At 69.9% G+C, this 21,144-nt stretch carries 18 protein-coding genes; 12 read left to right on the forward strand and 6 right to left on the reverse strand.

Annotated features, from left to right (window positions below; translation table 11 throughout):
• The 3 genes from ITP53_RS36485 to ITP53_RS36495 all read right to left on the reverse strand — a co-directional run.
• A partial coding sequence (locus tag ITP53_RS36485; RefSeq protein ID WP_195900024.1) for an NADH-quinone oxidoreductase subunit NuoE family protein occupies positions 1-492 on the reverse strand: 492 nt, incomplete at its 3' end.
• Positions 493-496: 4 nt separating this feature from the next.
• On the reverse strand, positions 497-2,398 hold the full coding sequence (gene fdhF / locus ITP53_RS36490) for a formate dehydrogenase subunit alpha (RefSeq protein WP_195900025.1): 1,902 nt from the start codon (positions 2,396-2,398) through the stop codon (positions 497-499).
• Positions 2,399-2,436: 38 nt separating this feature from the next.
• Positions 2,437-3,414, reverse strand: coding sequence for a 2-dehydropantoate 2-reductase (locus ITP53_RS36495; RefSeq protein WP_195900026.1), 978 nt, complete (start codon positions 3,412-3,414; stop codon positions 2,437-2,439).
• 207 nt (positions 3,415-3,621) lie between these two features.
• Here ITP53_RS36495 and ITP53_RS36500 point away from each other — a divergent pair, with 207 nt between their 5' ends.
• From ITP53_RS36500 to ITP53_RS36530, 7 genes are all read left to right on the forward strand, one after another.
• On the forward strand, positions 3,622-4,893 hold the full coding sequence (locus ITP53_RS36500) for a molybdopterin molybdotransferase MoeA (protein WP_236051536.1): 1,272 nt from the start codon (positions 3,622-3,624) through the stop codon (positions 4,891-4,893).
• An 82-nt stretch (positions 4,894-4,975) separates the two neighbouring features.
• On the forward strand, positions 4,976-6,646 hold the full coding sequence (locus ITP53_RS36505; protein ID WP_407941371.1) for a thiamine pyrophosphate-binding protein: 1,671 nt from the start codon (positions 4,976-4,978) through the stop codon (positions 6,644-6,646).
• A gap of 13 nt (positions 6,647-6,659) precedes the next feature.
• The gene (gene frc / locus ITP53_RS36510; RefSeq protein ID WP_195900029.1) at positions 6,660-7,883 is read left to right on the forward strand and encodes a formyl-CoA transferase; all 1,224 of its coding nucleotides are present in this window, start codon (positions 6,660-6,662) and stop codon (positions 7,881-7,883) included.
• A 3-nt stretch (positions 7,884-7,886) separates the two neighbouring features.
• Positions 7,887-9,995 carry an acetate--CoA ligase family protein gene (locus ITP53_RS36515; RefSeq protein WP_328816920.1) on the forward strand — a complete coding sequence of 703 codons (2,109 nt, stop codon included), beginning with the start codon at positions 7,887-7,889 and terminating at the stop codon, positions 9,993-9,995.
• Between the two features lie 80 nt (positions 9,996-10,075).
• Positions 10,076-11,566, forward strand: a complete 1,491-nt coding sequence (locus tag ITP53_RS36520; RefSeq protein WP_328816922.1) for an Nramp family divalent metal transporter — start codon at positions 10,076-10,078, stop codon at positions 11,564-11,566.
• Positions 11,566-12,054, forward strand: coding sequence for a hypothetical protein (locus ITP53_RS36525; protein ID WP_195900031.1), 489 nt, complete (start codon positions 11,566-11,568; stop codon positions 12,052-12,054). The genes ITP53_RS36520 and ITP53_RS36525 overlap by 1 nt, the downstream gene beginning before the upstream one ends.
• A complete protein-coding gene (locus tag ITP53_RS36530; protein WP_195900032.1) occupies positions 12,051-13,025 on the forward strand; it encodes a TerC family protein in 975 nt (324 codons plus the stop codon). Before ITP53_RS36525 ends, ITP53_RS36530 begins: the two co-directional genes overlap by 4 nt.
• A 73-nt stretch (positions 13,026-13,098) precedes the next feature.
• On the opposite strand, the gene ITP53_RS36535 is transcribed toward ITP53_RS36530, so the two are convergent.
• The 3 genes from ITP53_RS36535 to ITP53_RS36545 form a co-directional block, all read right to left on the reverse strand.
• Positions 13,099-13,281, reverse strand: a complete 183-nt coding sequence (locus ITP53_RS36535; protein WP_195900033.1) for a hypothetical protein — start codon at positions 13,279-13,281, stop codon at positions 13,099-13,101.
• Positions 13,282-13,509: 228 nt separating this feature from the next.
• The gene (locus ITP53_RS36540; RefSeq protein WP_195900034.1) at positions 13,510-14,253 is read right to left on the reverse strand and encodes a GntR family transcriptional regulator; all 744 of its coding nucleotides are present in this window, start codon (positions 14,251-14,253) and stop codon (positions 13,510-13,512) included.
• An 88-nt stretch (positions 14,254-14,341) separates the two neighbouring features.
• Positions 14,342-15,586 carry an MFS transporter gene (locus ITP53_RS36545; protein ID WP_195900035.1) on the reverse strand — a complete coding sequence of 415 codons (1,245 nt, stop codon included), beginning with the start codon at positions 15,584-15,586 and terminating at the stop codon, positions 14,342-14,344.
• 89 nt (positions 15,587-15,675) lie between these two features.
• Between ITP53_RS36545 and sucC the strand changes: the two genes are divergently transcribed.
• The 5 genes from sucC to gcl all read left to right on the forward strand — a co-directional run bounded on the left by sucC (position 15,676) and on the right by gcl (position 21,139).
• The gene (gene sucC / locus ITP53_RS36550) at positions 15,676-16,806 is read left to right on the forward strand and encodes an ADP-forming succinate--CoA ligase subunit beta (protein WP_195900036.1); all 1,131 of its coding nucleotides are present in this window, start codon (positions 15,676-15,678) and stop codon (positions 16,804-16,806) included.
• The gene (sucD, locus tag ITP53_RS36555) at positions 16,807-17,691 is read left to right on the forward strand and encodes a succinate--CoA ligase subunit alpha (protein WP_195900037.1); all 885 of its coding nucleotides are present in this window, start codon (positions 16,807-16,809) and stop codon (positions 17,689-17,691) included.
• A 99-nt stretch (positions 17,692-17,790) separates the two neighbouring features.
• Complete coding sequence (locus ITP53_RS36560) at positions 17,791-18,564, forward strand: hydroxypyruvate isomerase family protein (RefSeq protein WP_195900038.1); 774 nt, start codon at positions 17,791-17,793, stop codon at positions 18,562-18,564.
• Complete coding sequence (locus ITP53_RS36565; protein WP_195900039.1) at positions 18,561-19,421, forward strand: 2-hydroxy-3-oxopropionate reductase; 861 nt, start codon at positions 18,561-18,563, stop codon at positions 19,419-19,421. Before ITP53_RS36560 ends, ITP53_RS36565 begins: the two co-directional genes overlap by 4 nt.
• On the forward strand, positions 19,418-21,139 hold the full coding sequence (gene gcl, locus ITP53_RS36570) for a glyoxylate carboligase (protein ID WP_195900040.1): 1,722 nt from the start codon (positions 19,418-19,420) through the stop codon (positions 21,137-21,139). The genes ITP53_RS36565 and gcl overlap by 4 nt, the downstream gene beginning before the upstream one ends.
• Positions 21,140-21,144: the final 5 nt, after the last annotated feature.

A 21,144-nucleotide genomic window follows, 5' to 3' on the forward strand; every position in this document is an offset into this window, starting at 1 on the left:
CACCTGGGCTTTGGGGGGTTGGCCCGCCTCCAGGGCGAGCGCCGCGGGGGCCCGCTCGCACAGGCCCAGGCAGGGGCTCTCGTGCCAGGACGATCCCGGCGGTCCGAGCCGCTCGGCCACCTGGTCGCGTACGTCCTGGGCGCCCTTCGCCTGGCAGGCGAGGTCGGTGCAGACGTGCAGCACCCGCTTGGGCCGCGGTTCCATGGAGAACAACGAGTAGAACGTCGCCACCCCGTACGCCTCGGCCGGGGGGATCGTCAGACGGCGGCAGATGTACTCCAGCGCCCCCTCACTGATCCACCCGACCCGGTCGTTGACCGCGTGCAGCGCGGGCAGCAGCAGGTCGCGCTGGGATTCTGCGCGGGCGGCGCTGCGCAGGTCGGCCGCCGTCCGCGAACCACCGTCCCACGCGGTGGCGGGCGGCCCGAGCAGGGCGTCGACCGCCGCGCGCTCTTCCTCGGACGGCTCCGCGCCACGGAATCTCAAATCCATTGGTTCACCTGGCCTTGACGAGTTTCTCGACGCGTACGGCAGCGGCCTTGAACTCGGCGGTGCCCGAGATGGGATCGGTGGCCTCGATGGTCAGGGCATTGGTGTCGACCTCGTCGGGGAAGTGGAAGGTCATGAACACCAGCCCGGGCCGCAGGGCCGGATCGATGTAGACGGGCGCGGTCACCGAGCCGCGCCTGGAGCTGATCCGCACCTCCTCGCCCGCGACCACGCCGAGCCGGTCGGCGTCCTCGGGGCACAGCTCGATGGTCTCCCCGCGGCGCAGCGGTGAGGCGAACCCGGACGACTGCACGCCCGTGTTGTACGAGTCCAGCCGCCGCCCGGTGGTGAGCCGCAGCGGATACTCCTCGTCCAGCAGGTCCACCGGCGGCGAGTGCCGCAGCACCGCGAACGGCGCAGGCACGCCCCGCTTGACCGGGTCGGTCTCCCACAGCCTGCCGTGCAGGTAGGGCGGTTCGAGCGAGTCATCCGACGGGCACGGCCACTGGATGCCCTGCAGCTCGGCCAGCCGCTGGTAGCTCATGCCCTTGTGCTGCGGGGAGACGGCGCGCAGCTCGTCCCAGACCTCTTCCGCGCCGTCGTAGTGCCAGTCGTGGCCCAGTCTGCGGGCCAGCTCGCACATGATCCAGATGTCGTCGCGCGCCTCGCCAGGTGGGTCCAGGGCCTTGCGCACCCGCTGGACGCGGCGCTCGCTGTTGGTGAACGTGCCGTCGGCCTCGCACCAGGCGGCGCTGGCCGGCAGCACCACGTCGGCCATCTGGGCGGTCTTGGTGAGGAAGATGTCCTGCACGACCAGGTGGTCGAGCATGGACAGGCGCTTGATGCAGGCGAGCGAGTCGGCCTCGGACTGCACGGGGTTCTCACCGATCAGATAGCAGGTGGTCACCTCGCCCTCGGCCATCGCCTCCAGCATCTCGGTGAGGTTGAGCCCGTACTGGGGCTGGATCTCCTTGCCCCAGGCGCCCTCGAACCGCTGCCTGATCGCCGGGTCGAGGATGTCCTGGAAGCCCGGCAGCCGGTTGGGGATGGCGCCCATGTCGCCGCCGCCCTGCACGTTGTTCTGGCCGCGCAGCGGGGACAGGCCGGAGCCGTACCGGCCGACGTGGCCGGTAAGCAGGGCCAGGTTGATAAGGGCGCGTACGTTGTCCGTCGCGTTGTGGTGCTCGGTGATGCCCAGCGTCCAGCACAGCTGGGCCCTGTCGGCGCGGGCGTAGGTGTGGGCGAGTTCGCGGATGGCGGACGCCGGCACGCCGGTGACCTCCTCGGCGACCGTGAGCGTCCACGGCTCGACCGACTCCTTGAACTCCTCGAACCCGACCGTGGCGCGCTCGATGAACGCCTGGTTGTACAGCCCCGCGTGGATGATCTCGCGCGCCACCGCGTGGGCGAGCGGGATGTCGGTGCCGACGTTGAGTCCGAGCCACAGGTCGGCCCACTGGGCGGTGCCGGTGCGGCGCGGGTCCACCGCGAACATCCTGGCGCCCTTGTGGATGCCCTTGAGCACGTGCTGGAAGAAGATGGGGTGGGCGTTGCGGGCCGCCGAGCCCCACATCACTATGACATCGGTGTCCTCAACCTCCTGGTAGGAGGAGGTGCCGCCACCGCTGCCGAACGCCGCCGACAGCCCCGCCACGCTCGGTGCGTGGCAGGTGCGGTTGCAGGAGTCGACGTTGTTGGTGCCTATGACCACTCGGGTGAACTTCTGCCCGATGTAGTTCATCTCGTTGGTGGAGCGGGCACACGACAGCATCGCGAAGCTGTCGGGCCCGTGCCTTTCGACGTTGCGGCGGAAGCCCTCCGCAGCGCGCTCCAGCGCCTCTTCCCATGTCGCCTTACGCAGTACGCCGTTCTCGCGTACCAGTGGATGGGTCAGGCGGTCATAGCTCATGATCCCTCCATTCTGTATACAATCTACGGTATGCCCAGCTAGACCGCACGGACAAGGTTCTCGTTGAGCAGGTCGCTCACCGCGTGGATCGCACGCAGCGTCGGGACCTCGGCGCCGGTCAGGTCGGCCAATTCGACCACCGCCGCCAGCAGCACGTCCAGCTCCAGAGGCTTGCCCTTTTCGAGGTCCTGGAGCGTGGAGGTCTTGTGTTCGCCGGCCTTCTCCGCGCCCCTCAGCCGGCGCTCGATCGAGATGCCAGGATCGCAGCCGACCCGTCTGGCCACCTCGACCGTCTCCCGCATCATGGCCATGACGAGCTCCCGCGCACCGTCGTGGCGGCAGATCCCGGCCATCGTCGCCCTGGCGAGCGCGCTGATGGGGTTGAAGGCTATGTTTCCCATGAGTTTGATCCAGACGTCGCGGCGGACGTCCGGCTCGACCGGACACTTCAGGCCACCCTCGATCGCGGCCTGGCTGAAGGCGGCGCACCGCTCGGTGAGCTCGCCGTCCGGCTCGCCGATGGAGAAGCGGGTGCCCTCCAGGTGGCGGATCACGCCGGGGCTCTCGATCTCGGTGGCGGCGTACACGACGCAGCCGATCGCCCGGCGCAGCGGTAGCGCGGCCGTCACCGCGCCGCCCGGGTCGACGCTCTCGATGCGGTAGCCCTCGTACGGGCCCTTGAGCCCGTGGAAGTACCACCACGGGATGCCGTTCTGTGCGGCGATGATGCTCGTGGTCTCGTGCAGCAACGGCTGGATCATGGGGCCGGCGGAGGAGTAGCTGTTCGCTTTGAGGCCCAGGAACACGTGGTCCACTGGGCCGACGTCGGTGGGGTCGTCGGTGGCATGGGGGTAGGCGGTGAAATCGCCTCGAGGGGTGAGTACGCGCACACCGGTGCTGCGTATCGCCTGCAGGTGCTCACCTCTCGCGATGAGGTGCACCTCGACTCCGGCCCTGTGGAGGGCGGCCCCTACGTATGCGCCGATGGCGCCGGCGCCAAGAACAGCGACCTTCATGCTGCGCTCCGTCCTCGCGTCGGGATTGTAAGTACGGGCCCGTGACTCGCGACAGGCTGCTGTACGCAGCCCGTCGCGAGTACAGGCCCGTAACTTGCGATGGGCTGCTGTACGCAGCCCATCGTGCATTCGGTATACAGTATGGAAAAAGTCGGGTCAAGGAGCATGCCTGTGACCGTTGTGCGGCATGAACCAGTGGTGGAAGCAATGTCATGGGCCTCGGCGCGGGCCCTCGCGGCTGGGGCGAACCGCCCGTTGGAGCCCGTTCTGGCGCCGTTCTCCGAAGCCCTCGGCTGCCGGCTGGCCGAGCCTCTGCGGGCTCTGGTGGCGGTGCCGGGAGTGGACGTGTCGGCGATGGACGGCTACGCGGTGGCCGGTCCCGGGCCGTGGCGCGTGGCCGGGCAGGTGCTGGCCGGAGGCGCGCCCTTCGGGGCCGAACTGCGGCCCGGCGAGGCGGTGGAGATCGCCACCGGCGCTCCGACGCCCGTGGGCGCGGAGGCGGTGCTGCCCTACGAGCAGGCCGTCGCGGCCACCGCGCCGGTGCCACGGGCGCGTGGCCAGGCCGAACCTGTGTGGGTGGACGGCGTCGTCGAAGCGGGCCGGCACATCAGGCGCCGGGGCGAGGACGTCGCCGAGGGCGCCGTCGTCCTGGAGGCGGGCGCGGTGGTGACCCCGGTGGCGCTCGGGCTCGCCGCCGGCCTCGGGCACGACGAACTCCTGGTACGTCCCAGGCCGCGCGTCACGGTGCTGGTCACCGGCGACGAGGTCGTTCACCGGGGGCTGCCCGAGCCCGGGCGGGTGCGGGACGCCATCGGGCCGTTCCTGCCCGGACTGGTCGAGTGGGCCGGCGGCCGCGTCACGGGCACGCTCCGGCTCCCCGACGGGCCCGAGCCGCTCTTCGCCGCCCTCGGCGCGCCCGGCGAGGCCCCGCTCACCGGTGAGCCCACCGGTGGAACGCCGGCGAGTGTAGCGTTCGCCGGTGGAACGCCGGTAGTGCCGGCCCGTGCGGCGCCCGGCGACGTGCTCGTCGTCTGCGGCGCGTCCTCCAAGGGGCCCGCCGACCACCTGCGGAAGGTGCTCGAAGGGCTCGGCGCGGACGTGCTGGTCGACGGGGTGGCCGTGCGGCCGGGGCACCCGCAGTTGCTCGCCCGGCTACCCGACGGGCGACTGGTGGTGGGATTGCCGGGAAATCCGTTCGCGGCGCTCGCGGCGGCGCTCACCCTCCTCGTCCCCATCGTCCGGGCGTCGGCAGGGACGCCGGCGCGCAAGGAGACCAGCGCGCTCGCCGGAGAGGTGCGTACGCATCCTCACAACACCCGCCTGGTGCCCGTGCGGAGATCCGCCCGTGGCGCCGTTCCCGTGGGCCATGACCGGCCAGGATCCTTGTGGGGAGCGGCGCTGGCAGATGCCCTCGCCGTGGTCCCTCCGGGGTGGGCCGGTGATCATATCGAGCTGATCGAGTTGCCCCCTGGGGGCTAGACAGGCAGTTCAAGAGGGAGTAACCATTGCGTTCATACGGTATGCAGTATGCGGAAGACAGTCGCCGGGAAAGGGTGGCATGATGTCGGAAACGATCTCTGGCGGTCATCTCGTAGCCAAGGCACTCAAAGCCGAGGGCGTAGAAGTGATCTACACGCTCTGTGGCGGCCACATCATCGATATCTACGACGGCTGCGTCGATGAGGGCATCGAGGTCATCGACGTACGCCACGAGCAGGTGGCCGCGCACGCCGCGGACGGATACGCCCGCATCACCGGCAAGCCCGGGTGCGCGGTGGTCACGGCCGGGCCAGGCACGACCGACGCGGTGACGGGCGTGGCCAACGCCTTCCGCGCGGAGAGCCCCATGTTGCTCATCGGCGGGCAGGGCGCGCTGAGCCAGCACAAGATGGGCTCACTGCAGGACCTGCCGCACGTGGACATGATGACCCCGATCACCAAGTTCGCCGCCACGGTGCCGAGCACGGAGCGGGTGGCCGACATCGTGTCGATGGCCTTCAGGGAGTGCTACCACGGTGCGCCTGGACCGTCGTTCCTGGAGATCCCACGTGACGTGCTCGACGCGAAGGTGCCGCTGGAGAAGGCGCGCATCCCCGAGGCGGGCCGCTACCGGGCCTCCACCAGGCAGGCCGGCGACCCCGAGGCGATCGAGCGGCTCGCGGACCTGCTGGCGCACGCCGAGAAGCCGGCCATCCTGCTCGGGAGTCAGGTCTGGACGTGCCGGGCGACCGACGCCGCGATCGACTTCGTCAGGGCGCTCAACGTGCCCGCGTACATGAACGGCTCGGGGCGCGGCACGCTCCCGCCGGGAGACCCGCACCACTTCCAGCTCAGCCGCAGGTACGCCTTCACCGAGGCCGACCTGATCATCATCGTCGGCACCCCGTTCGACTTCCGGATGGGCTACGGCAAGCGCCTGTCGCCGACCGCCACCGTGGTCCAGATCGACCTCGACTACCGCACCGTCGGGAAGAACAGGGACATCGACCTCGGCATCGTGGGCGACGCCGGCCTCATCCTCTCGGCGGCGGCCCAGGCGGCCAGCGGCCGCATCGGGGACGCCGCGGCCAAGCGCAAGTCGTGGCTGGACGAGCTGCGCGCGGTCGAGACCCAGGCGTACGAGAAGCGCCTGCCCCGCCAGTTCTCCGACGCCCAGCCCATCGACCCCTACCGCCTCGTCCACGAGATCAACGAGTTCCTCACCGAGGACACGATCTACATCGGCGACGGCGGCGACATCGTCACCTTCTCCGGCCAGGTCGTGCAGCCCAAGTCGCCCGGCCACTGGATGGACCCGGGACCGCTCGGCACGCTCGGCGTGGGCATGGCCTTCGCCATGGCGGCCAAGCAGGCGCGGCGCGACAAGGAGGTGCTGTGCCTGTTCGGCGACGGCGCCTTCAGCCTGACCGGCTGGGACTTCGAGACGATGGTCCGCTTCGACCTGCCATTCATCGGAGTCGTCGGCAACAACTCCTCCATGAACCAGATCAGGTACGGCCAGGCCGCCAAGTACGGGGAGGAGCGCGGCCGCGTCGGCAACACCCTCGGCGACATCCGCTACGGCGACTTCGCCAAGCTCCTCGGCGGCTACGGCGAGGAGGTCCGCGACCCGGCCGAGATCCGCCCCGCGCTGGAGCGGGCCAGGCAGTCGGGCAAGCCCTCGCTGATCAACGTTTGGGTCGATCCAGAGGTCTACGCCCCAGGAACGATGAACCAGACCATGTACAAGTGAGGGAATCAGCGACATGAAGGCTCTCGAAGGTGTCCGCGTCCTCGACATGACCCATGTCCAGTCCGGCCCGTCCGCCACCCAGCTGCTCGCCTGGCTCGGCGCGGACGTGGTCAAGCTGGAGGCTCCGCACGGCGACATCACCCGGCAACAGCTCCGCGACGTGCCGGATGTCGACAGCCTCTATTTCACGATGCTCAACTGCAACAAGCGCAGCATCACGCTCAACATGAAGAGCGAGCGCGGCAAGGAGATCTTCACCGAGCTGGTGAAGAGCTCGGACGTCCTGGTGGAGAACTTCGGGCCGGGCGCGGTCGACCGCATGGGCTTCACCTGGGAACGCCTCCAGGAGCTCAACCCCCGTCTCATCTACGCCTCCATCAAGGGCTTCGGCACCGGCAAGTACGCCAAGTTCAAGGCGTACGAGGTGATCGCCCAGGCCATGGGCGGCTCGATGAGCACCACGGGCTTCGAGGACGGCCCGCCGCTGGCCACCGGCGCCCAGATCGGCGACTCGGGCACCGGCATCCACGCGGTCGCCGGCATCCTGGCCGCCCTCTACCAGCGCCAGCAGACCCAGCGCGGACAGCGCGTACAGGTGGCCATGCAGCACGCCGTGCTGAACCTGTGCCGCGTCAAGCTGCGCGACCAGCAGCGCCTGGCGCACGGGCCGCTGCGTGAATACCCGAACAAGTCGTTCACCGACGAGGTGCCCCGCTCCGGCAACGCCAGCGGCGGCGGCCAGCCTGGCTGGGCGGTGCGCTGCGCCCCCGGCGGGCCGAACGACTACATCTACGTCATCGTCCAGCCGCCGGGCTGGAAGCCGATCTCGTCCATCATCGGCCGGCCGGAGCTGGCCGAGGACCCCGAGTGGGCGACGCCGGAGGCGCGGCTGTCCAAGCTGGACAAGATGTTCCAGCTCATCGAGGAGTGGACGATCCGGCACGACAAGTGGACGGTCCTCGACCGGCTCAACGCCGAGAACATCCCCTGCGGGCCGATCCTGTCCACCAAGGAGCTGGTCGACGACGAGAGCCTGCGCGACGAGGGCATCGTCGTCAAGGTGGACCACCCCGAGCGCGGCGAGTTCGTGACCGTCGGCAGCCCGTTGCAGCTGTCGGACTCACCGGTGGACGTCCTCACCCCGCCCCTGCTCGGCGAGCACAACCAGGAGATCTACGGCCAGCTCGGCGTCAGCGCCGACGAACTCGCCGAACTCAAGTCGAACGGAGTCATTTAAGTGGTGCGGGAAGTCATCGACAAAGCGCTGGCCGAAGGCCGCACGGCGCTGACCGCTCCGGAGGGGCGCAAGCTGTGCCAGGCGTACGGCATCGCCACCCCCGGCGAAGGACTGGCGACGTCGGCCGACGAGGCGGCGCGGCTGGCCGAGGAGATCGGCCTGCCGGTCGTGCTGAAGATCGTCTCCCCCGACATCCTGCACAAGACCGACGCCGGCGGGGTCCTGGTGGGGCTCAAGACCGTCGAGGAGGTACGCGAGGGCCACGACAAGATCCTGGCCAACGCCCGCGCCTACAACCCCGACGCCAAGATCGACGGCGTCCAGGTGCAGCAGCTCGTCGGCGGCGGCCACGAGGTCATCGTCGGCGCGGTCACCGACCCGACGTTCGGCAAGGTCATCGCGTTCGGCCTGGGCGGTGTCCTGGTCGAAGTGCTCAAGGACGTCACCTTCCGGTTGGCCCCGGTTTCGGGTAATGATGCCCTTGGCATGCTGGACGACATCAAAGCAGCCGAAGTGCTGCGTGGTGCCCGTGGCGCCGAACCCGCTGACCGGGAGGCGCTCGCGGGGCTGATCGAGCGCGTCGGCAGGCTGGTCTCCGACTTCCCCGAGATCGTCGAGATCGACCTCAACCCCGTCTTCGCCGACGCGAACGGCGCGGTGGCCGCGGACGTCAGGATCCTCATCGGCGAGAAGCCCGCGGAGGTCGCCCGGCTGTCGCGCGAGGAGATCCTGGGGCAGATGACGCGGATCTTCAAGCCGCGCTCGGTCGCCGTGATCGGCGCCTCCGCGGAGACCGGCAAGATCGGCAACTCGGTCATGCGCAACCTCATCAACGGCGGCTACCAGGGGCAGATCCTCCCGATCAACCCCAAGGCCGACGAGATCCTGGGGCTGCCCGCGTACAAGAGCATCGGGGACGTTCCCGGTGACGTGGACGTGGCCGTGTTCGCGATCCCGGCGAAGTTCGTGGCGTCGGCGCTGGAGGAGGCGGGGACGAAGGGCGTCGCGGGCGCGATCATGATCCCGTCCGGGTTCGCGGAGACCGGGAACGTCGAGGGCCAGCGGGAGATCGTCGAGATCGCCAAGCGGCACGGCGTGCGGATGCTCGGGCCGAACATCTACGGCTACTACTACACGCCGGAGAACCTCTGCGCGACGTTCTGCACCCCGTACGACGTCAAGGGCAGTGTGGCGCTGACCTCGCAGAGCGGCGGCATCGGCATGGCCATCCTGGGCTTCAGCCGTACCACCAAGATGGGCGTCTCGGCCATCGTCGGCGTCGGCAACAAGGCCGACGTGGACGAGGACGACCTGCTGACGTTCTTCGAGCAGGACGACAACACCAAGGCCGTGGCCATGCACCTGGAGGACCTCAAGGACGGGCGCGGCTTCGTCGAGGCGGCCCGCCGGGTGGTCAAGGAGAAGCCGGTCATCGTGCTCAAGGCCGGGCGCACCGCGATGGGCGCGCGGGCGGCCGGATCCCACACCGGGGCGCTGGCCGGCGACGACAAGGTGTACGACGACATCCTGCGCCAGGCCGGGGTGGTGCGCGCGCCGGGACTCAACGACATGCTGGAGTACGCCCGCGCGCTGCCGATCCTGCCCGCCCCCAAGGGCGAGAACGTCGTCATCATCACCGGGGCGGGCGGCTCGGGCGTGCTGCTGTCCGACGCCATCGTGGACGCCGGGCTGACGCTCATGGACATCCCGCCCGACCTGGACACGGCCTTCCGCGCCTACATCCCGCCCTTCGGCGCGGCGGGCAACCCCATCGACATCACCGGCGGCGAACCCCCCTCGACCTACGAGAACACGGTCCGCCTCGGCCTGAACGACGATCGCATCCACGCGCTCGTCCTCGGCTACTGGCACACGATCGTGACGCCGCCGATGGTCTTCGCCGAGCTCATCGCCCGAGTGGTGGCGGAGGAGCGGGCGAAGGGCAACATCAAGCCGGTCGTGGCGTCACTGGCCGGCGACACCGAAGTTGAGGAGGCCAGCGAGTACCTGTTCGAGCATGGCGTGGTCGCGTACCCGTACACGACTGAAAAGCCCGTGGCGGTCCTTGGCGCCAAGTATCGCTGGGCCAGAGCGGCCGGGCTGTTGCGCTAGAGCCAGGCGCATCAGCACAGGCGAGGGGGCTATTCGGGGCAGCGCATGAGGAAGGCAACAACCCCCCAGGAGGTCCGTAGGTGGACACATCTAACACACCACCGGCGACGGCCGCGCCGCCGGCCGAGGATGGACGAGTATGGAAAGCGGGCCGGCTCGAGCCGATGCCCATCAGGAAGCTCCCCGACGCGCCTCCCTCGGTGCACATTCTCGGGCCGACGGTCTTCCTCGTCGCGCTGGGCGTGGGCATCGGCGAGTCGTACATGTGGCCCAGACTGGTGCTGCTGTTCGGGCCCGAGATCAGATGGCTGTTCCTGGTAGGCGTCACCCTGCAGGCCGTGGTGATGCTGGAGATGGCGCGCTACGCCATGGCCACGGGGGAGAGCATCTTCTCCGGCGCGGCCCGGGTGTTCAAGCCGCTGATGTGGTTCTTCTTCATCGTGGCCATCGCCGTCTACATCTGGCCAGGACACCTGTCCACGGGAGCCGCGGCGTTCGAACAGGTGACCGGCATCCCCTGGATGATAACCGCGATCGCGGGGCTCATCCTGGTCGGGGTGGTCTTCAGCCTGGCCAAGGTGATCTACAACCTGCTCGAGAACCTGTTGTCGTTGCTGATCGGCACACTCGTGCTCGGCACGGCGGTGGTCGCCGCCATGGTGGGCTCCTGGGGCGACGTGGTCGACACGATCACGGGCATGTTCGCCATCGGCTACCTGCCGTCCGAGGCCATGTCGGCCGCCTGGTTCCCGGTGATCGTCGGCGCGTGCGCGTTCGCGGGACCGTCGGGTATGCAGCAGATGTGGTACACGCTGCACCTGCGTGACTCCGGCGCCGGCATGGGCGCGCACATGCCCAAGGTCCGCGGGCTGCGGCACGCGGGCGAGCAGGAGGCCATGCCCGCGCGCGGGTTCATGTTCGACACCGACGACCCGGCCGAACTGGCCAAGTGGAAGGGCTGGCGCCGCTGGGTCACGTTCGACGCCCTGCTGCTGTTCTGGGGCGTCACCATGCTGGTCACGATCTCCTTCACGGTGATCGCGCAGTCGGCGGTACGGCTCGACCCGGGCGTGCGCGAGCTCCTCCGGGCCGACCAGCAGGAGGCGGCGCTCACGGCCATGTCCAACGCCGTCGCCTCGGCGGGCGGTTCGGTGCTCGGGGGCATATTCCTCGGGTTCATCGCGCTGATCGGCCTGAACGCGACCCTGGGGCTGTTCGACTCGTTCTCCAGGGGCCAGGCGGACATGACGTACAACTTCATCCCAGGGGCGAAGAAGATGCGCATGTCGCATCTGTACGCGATGTTCCTCTGGGGCGTGATCATCTTCGGCATCCTGATCCTGCTGTTCGGCCCGGCCGACGGACCCAGCGGGATCCTGGACACGCTGGCGTTCCTGTCGACGCTCGCGATGGGGGCGTACTGCGTGACCTTGCTCCTGGTGAACAACCGCATGTTGCCCAAACCGATCAGGCCCAAGTGGTGGACCAACGTGATCATCGGCTTCGGCGCGGTGTTCTACCTGGGCATGCTGCTCTACAGTCTGTTCGCCTTCGGCGTGGTCGTGGGCTGATGGTCACACGGCACAGCATCGAGCTCGCCCTGCCAGGGGCGACCATCGGAGCCGTCGCCGGAGCCATGGCCGGTGGGCTGACCCTGTTCGTTGGGGCGCCCACCGGTGTGGCGCTGCTGTCGGCGCTGGCACTCACCCTGCCGCTCTGCTTCTTCGGCGGCCTGTACGGCGTTCTCCTCGGCCGGGGCGTGTTCCGGCCGGGGACGTTCGGGCCGGCCGGCCTCTACTGGATGGCGGCCTTCCCGCTGTCCCGGCTGACGCAGGAGGGCGTGGCCGGAGTGGGCATGGCGGACGGTGTCCTGTGGTTCCTCGTCTACCAGGCGATGGTGAGCCTCGGCTTCGCCATCGGCTTCATCTGGCTGCACGAGCGGCTCATGCCACACTGGCTGATGCGCATCGCGGGTGGCAACCCGCGTGCCAAGGAACTGCTCGGACTCTACATCGGGCACGCGCAGGCGTTGCAGGGGCGGAAGGGGGGCCGCCGATGAACCTGCCCGTCTGGGTCTGGCTCGCCACGATCGGTGGCTTCGCCGTGGTCCTCGCGGTGGACTTCTACCTCGTCGCGCGCAACCCGCGCGAGCCGTCGCTCAAGGAGTGCGTCGGCTGGGTGTTGTTCTACGTGGGCCTGGCCGTGGCCTTCGGGATCGGCCTGCTGGCTTGGTCGGGACCCGCGCACGGCGGGGAGTTCTTCGCCGGGTGGATCACCGAGTACTCACTCAGTGTGGACAACCTCTTCGTGTTCCTCCTGATCATGAGCCGGTTCCGGGTGCCCAGGGAATATCGCCAGAAGGTGCTGCTCGTCGGCATCGTCCTGGCGCTGGTCATGCGTGGCCTGTTCATCGCCGCCGGCGCGGAGGCGATCTCCAGGTTCGACTGGCTCTTCTACGTGTTCGGCGCCTTCCTGGTCTACACCGCGTGGAAGCTGATCGGGCACGAGGACGACGAGGCGGAGTTCTCCGAGAACATCGCCCTCCGCACGGTACGCCGGGTACTGCCGACGACGGACACCTATCACGGCGCCCGGCTCACCGTGCACCACGGCCGCAGGATGGTCACCCCGATGCTGATCGTGATGGTCGCCATCGGGACCACCGACCTGCTGTTCGCCCTCGACTCCATCCCCGCCGTCTTCGGCCTGACGAAGGAGCCCTACCTGGTCTTCACCGTCAACGCCTTCGCCCTCATGGGGCTGCGGCAGTTGTTCTTCCTCATCGGCGGACTGCTCGACCGGCTCGTCTACCTGAGCAAGGGACTGTCGGTGGTGCTGGCCTTCATCGGCGTGAAGCTGATCCTCGAAGCTCTGCACCACGACGGTGTTTCGTGGGCGCCGGAGATCCCGATCATGGTGTCTCTCGGCGTCATCGTGGGGACCCTCGCCGTCACCACGGTGCTGAGCCTCATGAAGTCGGCTCGCGATGAGAAGGCGAAGGTGGTGGAGCCAGAACCCGCGGAGCGCTGATCGGGCCGCGTGCGGGGGCGGGAAGCCGGCGCCCCTGCCGCGGCTCAGCGCCGCGTGCCCACCAGGGCTGCTCTCAGTGCCGGGGGCTCTCCGTCACATCGTGCTCGGCGGCCCATCGGTTCATGTAGTGCTCCGCCTCGTCGGCGGAATAGTACTTCTTGAGCGCTGTGCTCAGGCCCAGGCCGATCATCCGGCCGTCGGCTGACTGGCCGGCGGGATCACCAAGGAGAAAGCGGATGAACGCCTTCATGGTCATGCACCTCCTTATGAGCTCCATCCTCTACCCGAGGTGTTTCGGAGCATGCGGTCTTCTGTGAACGGCAGATCAACCCGTTCGGTAACGGCGGATCAACCTGCTTGTGAGCAGGGGACACCCGCTCCGTGACGGCGGATCAGCCCGTGTCGGAACGCTGGGTCAGCCCGTGTCGGAACGCTGGGTCAGCCCGTGTCGGAACGCTGGGTCGGCCCGTGTCGGAACGGTGGGTCAGCCCGTGTGGGCCGTGCGCGGACGCCGGCGGCGCACCGGCTTGGGGGCCGGCTCCTCGGGCTCCTTCCCGCGTTGCTCCATGTAGGAGGCGCGGGTGTGCTCGGTGTGCTCGCGCATGATCTTCGCGGCGCGGCGTTCGTCGCCCGCCTCGATCGCGTCGATCAGCGCCGTGTGCTCGTCCCATGACGCCATGCCACGCTGGCGGGCGACCGGCGTGTGATACCACCGCACCCGCCTGGCCACCTGGGAGGCCAGCTCGGCCAGCACCCTGTTGCCGGAAAGCGCGGTGACCAGCGCGTGCAGCGCGGAGTTGGTCGCCACGGCGGTGTCGACGTCATCCGACCGGACGGCCGCGATGCCCTGCGCGCACAGGGCGCGCAGCCGCTTCACGCCGTCCTTGCCCGCGTGCTGCGCTGCGAGCCTGGCGGACTCGGTCTCCAGCAGCGCGCGGACGGCGAGCAGTTGGTCGGCCTCCTCCACTGTCGGGACGTGCACGAACGCGCCCTGACCCGGGTGAAGATCCACCCAGCCCTCACCGCTGAGCTGCTGCAGCGCCTCGCGGACCGGTTGCCTGGACACACCGAGCATCTCGGCCAACTCGCTCTCCACGAGGTGCTGGCCGGGCTTGAGCTGCCCGGAGACGATGAGCTCCTGGATAGCCTCGATGACGCTCTCTCTGAGCGTCGCAGGGCGGGGAATCTTGGCGGCCGCCGCCTGACCGGCCTGATCCGACAGCAACATATTCTCGTCTCCAGAGCGCCTTTAACTGTTTTTCGTCGACTGCCTACAGCATACCGTCAGGGGGGTTGTCTGACGGTCGTGAAACTCATCACAAGGGAATGGTGGCCGGCAGGCCAGGAATGCGCAGGCGGGGCGTCGCCAGGGCCGGCAGCGCGGCGAGCGCGGCGGCGGTCAGCAGGGCCGCCGCGGGGGTGCTCAGGGCGAGCAGCGCCAGGGCGACCGCGACGACACCGGCCACGGCCTTGGCGCTGTAGACGACCGCGTGGATCTCGCCCGCCCGCTCCGCGCCGAAGAACTCGCGTACGACGCTGGCCAGCAGCGGGTAGAACGCTCCGCCGCCCAGCCCGGCGGCGATGGCCCCGAGCCACAGCAGCGGGGTGCTGACCGCGGCGGCGTCCTGGAGCGCGGTGGCGAGGAGCAGTTGCCCGGTCGCCAGGGCGGTCAGGACGGCGGCCAGCACCCGTTTGCGGCCGTACACCTCCGACCAGCGCATGGCCACCGACCGGCTGGCGCCGTTGAGCGCCACCATGACGGCCAGCGCGGCCCACGATCCCGTGCCGGCGACCACGATCACGTCGAAGACCGACACGGCCCCGGCGCAGGTCAGGATCAGGGCGAGCGCGGGCAGCGTACGCGTGCGGAGCGCCTGGGCCGGCCTGAACTGCTTGGCCGCCTCGGGCGTCGTGCGCAGGCGGGCCGCGTCGAGCGCATGCGAGCGGGGGTCGACGTCCGCGGGCCACCACAGGGGCGGAGGCAGTCGCAGGCTCCTCGCGGCGGCCGCGATGACGGCCACCGCCACCGCCGCGGCGACCAGGAAGGCGGCGGACGTGGCGCCCGGGGCGAGCCCGGCCCATACCAGCAGGGGCACCGCGCCGTAACCGAAGGCGCCGGTGATCAGGCCGACCCGGGCGGCGGGGCGCTCGGGGTGCCAGGAGGAGACGACCTCGCTGCACACGCCGTAGACCAGGCCGGCGCCGAGGCCGCCGAGCAGGGCGTACCCGATGAGGGCGAGCGCTCCGGGGGTGGTGAGCGCGGCCGTGGCCAGGCCGAGCCCGCTCAGGGCGGCGCCGGCGGCCAGGCAGGCGCGTACGCCGAGGCGACGGCGGCGTACCAGGTGGAGTGCGGGCAGGGCGGCGGCGGCCTGCCCGGCTATGCAGATCGCGAGGAGCGCCAGACCGGCGGCCTCCTTGGCGAGGAGCGCCGCGTACGCGTACTGGAGCGGGCTGATGGCCGCCATCGCCGCCCAGGCCAGCCGGAACATCCGGGTGCGGTCGGCGGGGACGGGCCCGGGGAGGTACGAGCGGCCGCGCCAGTCTCTGATTGCATTCTCCATACTGTATGGAATATCCAGAGAACCGGCCGCTGTCGAGACCCTAGACGGAGGATACTCCATACGGTATACCGTAGACAAAGGAGGCTCGAATGGACCTGTACGAGTACCAGGCGAAGGAGCTCTTCGGGCGTCACGGGATCCCCGTTCCCGCAGGCAGAGTCGCTGCCACCGCAGCCCAGGCACGTGAGATTGCGGCTGAGCTGAACGCGCCCGTTGTCATCAAGGCCCAAGTGAAAACCGGTGGACGAGGCAAGGCGGGCGGCATCAAGCCGGCCGCGGGCCCGGTCACCGCCGAGCAGGAGGCGGGCCGCGTCCTCGGGATGGACATCAAGGGACATGTCGCGCGCCGCGTGCTGGTGGAGGCCGCGACCGTGCCCTTCGAGGAGTACTACGCGGCCTTCCTCGTCGACCGGGCCGACGGCGCTTTCCTGGCGATGGTGTCAGGCCGGGGCGGCATGGAGATCGAGGAGTTGGCCGCCACCGACCCGGACGCCCTGGTGAGACTGCCGATCGACCCCGTGACGGGCGTGGACGCCGACACCGCGCGGCTGCTCGCGGCCAAGGCGGGGCTGCCCGAGCAGGCCGCCGAGGTGCTGGAGAAGCTGTGGGGGGTGCTGGTCGCGGAGGACGCGTTGCTCGTCGAGGTCAACCCGCTGATCTGCACCACCGACCAGCGCATCGTGGCCCTTGACGGCAAGGTCACGCTCGACGACAACGCCGCTTTCCGGCACGCGTGGGCGTACGGGGAGAGTTCGGACGGCTTGGAGGACCGGGCCAAGGCCAAGGGACTGAACTATGTCAAGCTGAACGGCACCGTCGGCGTCATCGGCAACGGCGCGGGGCTGGTCATGAGCACGCTCGACGTGGTCGCCGGCGCCGGCGCCGCCCCCGCGAACTTCCTGGACATCGGCGGCGGCGCGTCCGCGCAGGTCATGGCCGACGGCCTGGAGATCATCCTGGCCGACCCCGACGTGCGCTCGGTGCTGGTCAACGTCTTCGGCGGCATCACCGCCTGCGACGCGGTGGCCAACGGCATCGTCACCGCACTCGAACTCCTCGGCGAGCGCGGCCAGGGCCGCCCCATCGTCGTACGGCTGGACGGCAACAACGCCGAGGTGGGCCGGCGCATCCTCAGCGACGCCAGGCACCCGGCGGTCCGGCAGGTCTCCACCATGGACGGCGCCGCCGAGACGGCGGCCAGACTCGCGGCAGGTGCATGAATGGCCATCTTTCTGACCAAGGACAGCCGGGTCCTCGTGCAGGGCATGACCGGCTCGGAGGGCACCAGGCACACGGCCCGCATGCTCGCGGCGGGCACCGACATCGTGGCCGGGGTGACGCCGGGCAAGGGCGGCCGCTCGGCCGACTTCGGCGAGCGCACGGTGCCCGTGTTCGGGTCCGTCGCCGAGGCGGTGGCGGAGACCGGGGCGGACGTCTCGGTGATATTCGTACCGCCCAAGTTCACCGGCTCCGCCGTGGAGGAGGCCGTGGCGGCGCGGGTGCCGCTGTGCGTGGTCATCACCGAGGGCGTCCCCGTGCACGACGCGGTCCGGTTCCGTGCCCTGGCGAACGGGCGTACCCGGATCATCGGGCCCAACTGCCCCGGACTGATCAGCCCCGGGCAGTCGTCGGCCGGGATCATCCCCGCCGACATCACCTCGGCCGGGCGCATCGGGCTGGTGTCGAAGTCGGGGACGCTGACGTACCAGCTCATGTACGAGCTGCGCGACCTCGGCTTCTCCACCGCCGTCGGCATCGGCGGCGACCCCGTCGTCGGGACCTCGCACATCGACTGCCTCCAGGCGTTCCAGGACGACCCCGGCACCGACGCCATCGTGATGATCGGTGAGATCGGTGGCGACGCCGAGGAACGGGCCGCCGCCTACATCGCCGCGCACGTCACCAAGCCGGTGGTCGCGTACGTGGCCGGCTTCACCGCCCCCGAGGGCAAGACCATGGGCCACGCGGGCGCGATCGTCTCCGGCTCGTCCGGCACCGCCCAGGCCAAGAAGGAAGCCCTGGAGGCCGCCGGCGTCCGCGTCGGCCGCACCCCGACGGAGACCGCCCGCCTGATGCGCTCCGAGCTCACCAAGGCGGTGTCGTGAGGGAGTGCCGTCGCCTGGAGGAGCGGCGGGAGCGGAGCGACCAGAGCGGGGGAAGGCGGCGGCATTCGGGCGACCGAGCCCGCCGAACGGAGTGAGGCCATGAACAACGTGAGATTTGATGTCAACCTGTCCATTCTGTTCACCGAGCTGCCGCTGCTTGAGCGGCCGGCCGCGGCGGCCAAGGCCGGGTTCGACGCCGTTGAGCTGTGGTGGCCGTTCGGCTCCCCGGAACCTGAGAGCGCGGAGCTCGCCGCGCTGCGGCAGGCCGTCGAGGATGCCGGGGTGCGCCTCGCGGGGCTCAACTTCGACGCCGGCGACATGGCGGCCGGTGAGCGCGGCCTGCTGGCGAGGCCGGACGGCTCCGCGCGGTTCCAGGCCAACATCGACGCGGCGGTCCGGCTGGCCGGCGAGCTCGGCTGCGGGGTGCTCAACGCGCTGTACGGCAACGACCCCGGCACCGACAGGGACCTGGCCGTGGCGAACCTGCGCAGGGCGGCGGACGCGGCGGCAGGCATCGGCGCGACCGTGGTCGTCGAAGCCCTCAACTCCCACGAGAACCCCAAATATCCGATCACGTCGTCGCAGGCGGCGTTCGAGCTGATCGACGAGGTGGACAGGGAGAACGTGGCCTTCCTGGCCGACCTCTACCACCTGAACCGGATGGGGGAGGACGTGCTCGCGCTCATCGACGAGCACTCCTCGCGGTTCGGGCACGTGCAGATCGCCGACGACCCCGGCAGGGGCCGGCCGGGAAGCGGGCGGATGCCGTACGCGGAGATTTTCACGCGGCTGGAGGCCGCGGGTTACCGGGGGCACGTCGGTCTGGAGTACCGGCACGAGGGGCAGGGCGCGTTCGACTGGAGGCTGGCATGAACATCGGGTTCGTGGGCTTGGGGATCATGGGCAGCCCGATGGCCGCCAATCTCCTCAAAGCCGGACATGTCGTGACCGGGTATGACGTGAGCGCCGAGCGGGTCGAGCAACTCGCCGGCCTGGGCGGCAAGGGCGCGTCGAGCGTGGTCGAGGCCGTCGGCGGCGCTGACGTGGTGATCACCATGCTGCCGGACTCGCCGCAGGTCGAGGAGGTCGCCCCGCTCGTCATCGAGTACGGCAAGCCGAACCTGCTCTACATCGACATGAGCACCATCAAGCCGGAGACCTCCCGCCGGGTGGCAGAACAGGCGGCGGCGGCCGGAGTGCGGGCGCTGGACGCCCCGGTCAGCGGCGGCGAGCGCGGCGCGGTCGACGGAACCCTGTCCATCATGGTCGGCGGGGCCGCCGAGGACGTAGAGGCGGCCAGGCCCATCCTGGAGAGCCTCGGCACGACCATGGTGCACGTCGGCCCGGCCGGCGCGGGACAGACCGTGAAGGCGGCCAACCAGCTCGTCGTCGGCGGCATCTACGGCCTGGTGGCGGAGGCCATCGTGCTGCTGGAGGCGTCCGGGGTCGACCCGGTGGCCGGCCTCGACGTGCTCGCGGGCGGTCTGGCCGGCTCCAGGATCCTGGAGCTCAAGCGGCACACCATGGTCAAGCGCGAGTTCGCCCCTGGCTTCCGCATCGACCTGCACCACAAGGACATGGGCATCGCCGTCGCCGCGGCCCGCGAGGCCGGCGTCAGCCTCCCGCTCACCGGCCAGGTCGCCCAGCTCGTGGCCGCGGCCAGGGCGCAGGGCCACGGCTCACTCGACCACTCAGCCCTGCTCAAGGTGATCGAAAGGCTCAATGCATGAACCGCATCCCCTGTATGGAAGCCGTGGTGGCGGTGCTGGAGTCGGAGGGCGTGGACACCGTCTTCGGCATTCCGGGCGCGGCCATCCTGCCGCTCTACGCCGCGCTCCAGCACAGCTCGATCAGGCACATCACGGTGCGCCACGAGGAGGGCGGCACCCACGCGGCCGACGGCTGGTCCAGGGTGACCGGCAACGTCGGGGTCTGCATCGGCACGTCGGGCCCGGCCGGCACGAACATGATCACCGGCCTCTACACCGCGCTCGCCGACTCCGTCCCGATGATCTGCGTCACCGGCCAGGCGGCCACCTCCAAACTGCACCAGGAGGCGTTCCAGGCGGTCGACATCGTGGAGATCGCGCGGCCGGTGACCAAGTGGGCGGTGCAGCTCAAGGAGCCCGCCCAGGCGCCGTGGGTGTTCAGGGAGGCGTTCAGGATCGCGCGGTCGGGGCGACCAGGGCCTGTGCTCATCGACCTGCCGATCGACGTGCAGCGCGGCACCTGCCTGTACGACCCCGACGTGGACGCGCCGCTGCCCGTCGAGACGCCGCGCCCGCTGCCCCGGGCCGTGGGCAAGGCCGTGGACCTGCTGGCCGAGGCGCGGCACCCGATCATCCTGGCCGGCGGCGGCGTGCTCGTCGCCGACGCCTGCGATGAGCTGCGCGCGCTGGCCGAGTATCTCCAGGTGCCCGTGCAGGTGACCCTCATGGGCAAGGGCGCCTTCCCCGAGGACCACCCGCTGTTCGCCGGGATGGCAGGAATCCAGACGCAGACGCGGTGGGGCAACGCCGCGTTCCTGGAGAGCGACCTGGTCCTGGCCGTGGGCGCGCGCTTCGGCGACCGGCACACCGGCGACCTCGACGTCTACCGCAGGGGCCGCAAGTTCGTGCACGTGGACATCGAGCCCATGCAGATCGGCCGGGTCTTCGAGCCCGACCTGGGGATCGTCGGACACGCCAGGCCGGTGCTGGCCGAGCTGCTGGACGAGGCGCGCAGCCGCGGCGAGGCGCGCAAACCGGGCAAGTGGGTACGCCAGGTCGCCGACCTGCGCCGGACGATGACACGCCGTGAGGACTTCGACGACGTGCCGATCAAGCCGCCCAGGGTGTTCAAGGAGATCAACGAGTTCTTCCCCAAAGACACCACGTTCGTCACCGCCATCGGGCTCTACCAGATCTGGTCGGGGCAGTTCCAGACGACGTACCTGCCGCGCCGTTACCTGGTGTGCGGGCAGGCCGGGCCGCTGGGCTGGGAGGTGCCCGCCGCCATGGGCGTCAAGTGCGCCCATCCGGAACGCCAGGTCGTGGCGGTGGCCGGCGACTACTCCTTCCAGTTCCTCATGGAGGAGGTCGCGGTGGCCGCCCAGTACCGGATCCCGTTCGTCATCGTCATGATCAACAACGAGTACCTGGGCCTCATCAGGCAGTCCGAGCTGCCGTACGGCATGAACTACGCCGTGGACCTGCACTACGGGGAGGGCGGTATCGACCATGTCAAGGCCATGGAGGCGTTCGGCTGCCCGGCGCGCCGGGTGGAGCTGCCAGGCGACATCCGCGACGCGCTGTCCTGGGCGTCGGAGGAGGCCGCACGGGAGCGGCTGCCGGTGCTGGTGGAGGTGATGGTCGAGCGCGAGGCCAACGCCGCCATGGGGCCCTCACTGGAGGCGATCAAGGAGTTCGAGCCTCTGCCCGAGCTCATCACGGCCGACTGGTCCGACTGATCCGA

Origin of the sequence: Nonomuraea cypriaca (assembly GCF_015645445.1) — a bacterium.
Classification (GTDB): Bacteria; Actinomycetota; Actinomycetes; order Streptosporangiales; family Streptosporangiaceae; genus Nonomuraea; species Nonomuraea cypriaca.

What these genes read in the sequence shown, in the direction of transcription:
- fdhF (WP_195900025.1), bottom strand. Translation starts at nt 2,398, where the DNA reads ATGAGCTATGACCGCCTGACCCATCCACTGGTACGCGAGAACGGCGTA.
- ITP53_RS36495 (WP_195900026.1), bottom strand. Translation starts at nt 3,414, where the DNA reads ATGAAGGTCGCTGTTCTTGGCGCCGGCGCCATCGGCGCATACGTAGGG.
- ITP53_RS36500 (WP_236051536.1), top strand. Translation starts at nt 3,622, where the DNA reads ATGTCATGGGCCTCGGCGCGGGCCCTCGCGGCTGGGGCGAACCGCCCG.
- ITP53_RS36505 (WP_407941371.1), top strand. Translation starts at nt 4,976, where the DNA reads ATGTCGGAAACGATCTCTGGCGGTCATCTCGTAGCCAAGGCACTCAAA.
- frc (WP_195900029.1), top strand. Translation starts at nt 6,660, where the DNA reads ATGAAGGCTCTCGAAGGTGTCCGCGTCCTCGACATGACCCATGTCCAG.
- ITP53_RS36525 (WP_195900031.1), top strand. Translation starts at nt 11,566, where the DNA reads ATGGTCACACGGCACAGCATCGAGCTCGCCCTGCCAGGGGCGACCATC.
- ITP53_RS36530 (WP_195900032.1), top strand. Translation starts at nt 12,051, where the DNA reads ATGAACCTGCCCGTCTGGGTCTGGCTCGCCACGATCGGTGGCTTCGCC.
- ITP53_RS36535 (WP_195900033.1), bottom strand. Translation starts at nt 13,281, where the DNA reads ATGACCATGAAGGCGTTCATCCGCTTTCTCCTTGGTGATCCCGCCGGC.
- ITP53_RS36540 (WP_195900034.1), bottom strand. Translation starts at nt 14,253, where the DNA reads ATGTTGCTGTCGGATCAGGCCGGTCAGGCGGCGGCCGCCAAGATTCCC.
- ITP53_RS36545 (WP_195900035.1), bottom strand. Translation starts at nt 15,586, where the DNA reads ATGGAGAATGCAATCAGAGACTGGCGCGGCCGCTCGTACCTCCCCGGG.
- sucC (WP_195900036.1), top strand. Translation starts at nt 15,676, where the DNA reads ATGGACCTGTACGAGTACCAGGCGAAGGAGCTCTTCGGGCGTCACGGG.
- sucD (WP_195900037.1), top strand. Translation starts at nt 16,807, where the DNA reads ATGGCCATCTTTCTGACCAAGGACAGCCGGGTCCTCGTGCAGGGCATG.
- ITP53_RS36560 (WP_195900038.1), top strand. Translation starts at nt 17,791, where the DNA reads ATGAACAACGTGAGATTTGATGTCAACCTGTCCATTCTGTTCACCGAG.
- ITP53_RS36565 (WP_195900039.1), top strand. Translation starts at nt 18,561, where the DNA reads ATGAACATCGGGTTCGTGGGCTTGGGGATCATGGGCAGCCCGATGGCC.
- gcl (WP_195900040.1), top strand. Translation starts at nt 19,418, where the DNA reads ATGAACCGCATCCCCTGTATGGAAGCCGTGGTGGCGGTGCTGGAGTCG.